The sequence below is a fragment of the Maribacter sp. genome, assembly GCF_039968975.1.
GTDB lineage: Bacteria > Bacteroidota > Bacteroidia > Flavobacteriales > Flavobacteriaceae > Maribacter.
Genome location: NZ_JBDVOT010000127.1, coordinates 1 through 4,121 on the forward strand (window position 1 = coordinate 1; position 4,121 = coordinate 4,121).

At 31.5% G+C, this 4,121-nt stretch carries 4 protein-coding genes; 3 read left to right on the forward strand and 1 reads right to left on the reverse strand.

Features of this window, described 5'->3' with window-relative positions; genetic code table 11:
- From bshA to ABJI11_RS08330, 3 genes are all read left to right on the forward strand, one after another.
- The coding region (gene bshA / locus ABJI11_RS08320) for an N-acetyl-alpha-D-glucosaminyl L-malate synthase BshA (protein ID WP_348351157.1) at positions 1-1,087 on the forward strand (1,087 nt) is incomplete at its 5' end.
- A complete protein-coding gene (locus ABJI11_RS08325) occupies positions 1,065-1,523 on the forward strand; it encodes a hypothetical protein (protein WP_348351159.1) in 459 nt (152 codons plus the stop codon). The genes bshA and ABJI11_RS08325, both read left to right, overlap by 23 nt.
- 119 nt (positions 1,524-1,642) lie before the next feature.
- Entirely contained in the window at positions 1,643-2,824 is a 1,182-nt protein-coding gene (locus ABJI11_RS08330) for an OmpA family protein (protein WP_348351161.1), read from the forward strand.
- Positions 2,825-2,934: 110 nt separating this feature from the next.
- Here ABJI11_RS08330 and ABJI11_RS08335 read toward each other — a convergent pair whose 3' ends face one another.
- Positions 2,935-3,633, reverse strand: coding sequence for a hypothetical protein (locus ABJI11_RS08335; RefSeq protein WP_348351163.1), 699 nt, complete (start codon positions 3,631-3,633; stop codon positions 2,935-2,937).
- Positions 3,634-4,121: the final 488 nt, after the last annotated feature.

The following is a 4,121-nucleotide window of genomic DNA, read 5'->3' on the forward strand; positions in this document are numbered from 1 at the left end:
AACAGAATTAGGAATTGCATTGGCAAACAGAGGTCATGAAATTCATTTTATTACTTATAAACAACCTGTTCGTTTAGAGCTGTTGAGTAATAAAATATTCTTTCATGAAGTTCATGTGCCAGAATATCCACTTTTTCATTATCAACCTTATGAACTTGCATTATCTAGTAAGTTGGTTGATACTATAAAACTACATAAAATTGACCTTTTACATGTGCATTATGCAATACCACATGCATACGCAGGGTATATGGCAAAGAAGATGTTAGAAGAAGAAGGTATTTATGTGCCAATGATTACAACGTTGCATGGTACGGATATTACCTTAGTAGGTAAACATCCTTTTTATAAGCCTGCAGTTACCTTTAGCATCAATCAATCAGATGTGGTAACCTCTGTTTCAGAAAGTTTAAAACAAGGTACATTAGATACGTTTGATATTCACGGTGATATAGAAGTTATACCTAATTTCATAGATGCGAAAAAATATAGTACATCTTTTACCGATTGTCAAAGGTCAAACATGGCGACTGAAGAAGAGCGCATAGTAACGCATATAAGTAACTTTAGAAAGGTAAAGCGTATACCAGATGTTATTAAAATTTTTAGTAAAATACAATTAGATATACCTTCAAAATTAATCATGGTAGGTGAAGGACCAGAGAAAGCAGGAGCTGAACGTTTAAGTGAAGAATTAGGTATAGCGGATAAAGTTATTTTCTTAGGAAATAGTAATGAGATAGACAAAATCTTATGTTTTTCAGATTTATTTCTTTTGCCTTCACAGTCAGAAAGTTTTGGTCTTGCTGCATTGGAAGCTATGATAAACAAAGTTCCGGTAATTTCTAGTAATGCAGGTGGTATACCAGAAGTGAATACGGAAGGCGTTAGCGGCTTTTTAAGTGATGTAGGTGATATTAGCGATATGGCAGCAAAAGCTATTACCATATTAAAGAATGATAGTGTTCTAGAACGTTTTAAACTTAATGCTTTAAAAGAAGCACAACGTTTTGATATTCAAAAAGTAGTACCGCTATATGAAGAGGTTTACGAAAGAGCTTACAATGGTAGATTCAAGAATGCTTAGATGTGCTATTTGTTTATTTTTAGTAATAATACAATTAAGTTCTTGTAAAAGTACAGCGCAAAGAAACTCACAAGAATCTAATGATTTGGGTTTGGAACTTCTTTTAAATGAAAATTATAGTGGCTTTGAAGAAGAACAATATATTCTGATAAAAAACCAAAAAGAATTAAATGCTTTTTATGGTATAATAAACCGTACCAGAAAGCCAGGTTTGACACCTCCTTCAATAGATTTTACTACCGAAATGATTCTTATTTGGTGTGGTAATAGCAGTGCGTCAAGTTTTGCTAATCTAAAACTGATTGAAAATGATGAGTTTTTAAAGATACACAAGCTTGATTCTAACATTTCTAAAAAAGAAAGTAAGCTGGTAGTTAGCCCTTTTAGTATGTATAAACTTCCATTAAGTGCTAAAACGCTAAAAATTGAAAAGTAACTAGTCGATAATTACTCTACATTCAACCATCAAACGAATATAATTGCGGTATACAGTAATTTTTTGTCAACTATCTCACTTGCAATTAATTTTACATTTTATAACCCAAATTTTTTATTATGAAAACTTCTAAAATTTATAGTTTTTTATTTTTGTTCATGCTTTCATCGGTCACTTTTGCTCAAGATGAACTTCAAATTACGGCTAAGGATAGTATTGTACAAAGCTCTTGGATTTTTGGAGTTGGCTTAAATGCAGTAGATGATTCAGGTAATGTTTTTGATGGTATCTTCAATGTAAGTGAAGAATGGAATATTGTACCTTTTCCATCAAGAGTAAGTATTGGAAAGTATTTTAAAAGCGGACTTGGTTTAGAAGCAATAGGTACTTATAATGAGTATAAGGAAGGAAATATAATTGATGGAGAAATTAATTTAGAGGACATTAGTTATTTTGGTATTGATGGTAGAGTTACCTATGATATTAATAAAATAATTGGAGAGACTGGTTGGTTTGACCCTTATGTAGGTATTGGCGCTGGTTATACTGATGCGAATAACAAAGGTAGAGGAACTTATAATGCAGTTGTAGGTTTTAGAACTTGGTTTTCAGATAGATGGGGGTTAGACTTTAATTCTACTGGTAAATGGGCAATGAGCCAAGGAGAAGGCGCAACCAATCATATACAACATGCTGCAGGGGTTGTTTATCAATTCGGGATTGAAAAAGGTCTTTCTAAAAGAGGTGAAGAGAAATTAGAATTATTAGCTGCAATTGAAAAAGAAAAGCAACGCCAAACAGATTCTATCAATGAGGTAAATCGTTTAAAAGATGAAGCCTTATTGGCAGAAAGGCTTAAGAAGCAGCAAGAAGCAGATGCATTGGCTGCTGAAGAGAAAGCAAAAGTAGATGCGATGAATAAGCGTAAAGCAGAAATTAAATCGAAGATTGAAGATTTAGGTAATGTGTATTTTGCTTTGAATTCATCTGTAGTGAATTCTTCATCAAAAAAGGTCTTAGATTCTTTAGCTCAAGTTTTAGAAGAAATACCGACATTAAAATTGAAGATTACTTCTCATACAGATTCTAGGGGAACATCTAAATATAATGACTGGCTGTCTCAACGAAGAGTTGATAAAACTAAGGCTTACTTGATTTCTAAAGGTGTTTCTGACGATAAGTTAGCAACTGAAGCATATGGGGAATCAATGTTATTAAATGATTGTGATGATGACACTTATTGTCCAGAAGAGAAACATGCTATAAACAGACGTTCAGAGTTTGTTATTCAAGAATTTTAAGAGCTATTTACATATTTAAAAGTCCGATGGATGTTTATCATCCCACGGGCTTTTTTTATACTTTAGATTGAATAATAGTACTTTTTCTTTATAAGGTAAAATCAATGATTTTAACCTACACTGAAGGAAAAGACTTCAGAGGTAGATTCATTTCCGGCACTGTCTTTTGTTACAATTTTCCAATAGTAGATTTTACCAGCTTCAACAGGAATGTCATTGTATCTTGAAGATGTGATATCAGACTCATAAATATCAGGATCTTCTATTTCTCCAAAATATAAATCATGTGATGTTACATCATTGTCTGGATTTTCTGATTTCCAGATTAGGTTTACAGTAGTACTTGTTTGAGAAATGGAAGCTCCATTAACCGGAGAGATAGCCGTTGCTGCTAATGATGAAGACGAGTCGATATCTGGACCATTAAAATAAAATGACCAAGTAGAACTTTTGCTATCTAATATTCCTGTGACAAACCAAGAATATTCGTTATCTCTTTGCAGAGTTATAGCAGATTCAGATTCTAAGCTTTCGTATATAATAGTGTCATTGTTATTTGAATTGATGAGATGTAGATTGTATGGACTATAATCATTTTCACTTTTATTTGACCATTCAAATATTAGTCTACTTTCTGTTTGAGTAACATTTATACCTTCATTAATTACAGATTCATTTTCGGGATAGAGTAATAAAATATCTATTCCATCATCTATTGGCTCTGTATCGGCATATTCTAATACATCCATATCAACACCGCACGATTGAATTATAGTTACTACAAAAAATAAAATCAATCCTTTTTTCATTTTATATAAGTTTGAAAGAAACTTTATCTCTAATAATCTTCAAATATGAAATTCATAGGAAGAATAGTTATTCATTTTTATCGACTTAACAAGAATGGATAAATTGTTGATTACAATATTTAAACTTCTAATCCTGTAAAAATAGCTATTTCAATGAGATTTTCTGCAAGAAAATTTATAGCTAATAAAAACCCTTCTGTCCTCAAGTTATCAGTTATTGAGGGATTTAAAAATGTAATAATTTTTAAACTGCCAAATTAGAAATATATTAGATTCGAATTTGCTTTTAGCTAAATAGATTTGAGAAATGAAACAATTTTTGAACTGAGGGGGTTTGATTTTTAGTTAGTTGTTGAATAAAAAAAGTCGGCAACTAAGAGTAGAAGCCGACTTTAAAATCAGTTATTTTATAGACTACTGTCTTAAAAGTGGGATGATTTGATTAGATCCACCTTTTGAAATACTTAAATAGTAAACACCTTTCGTTT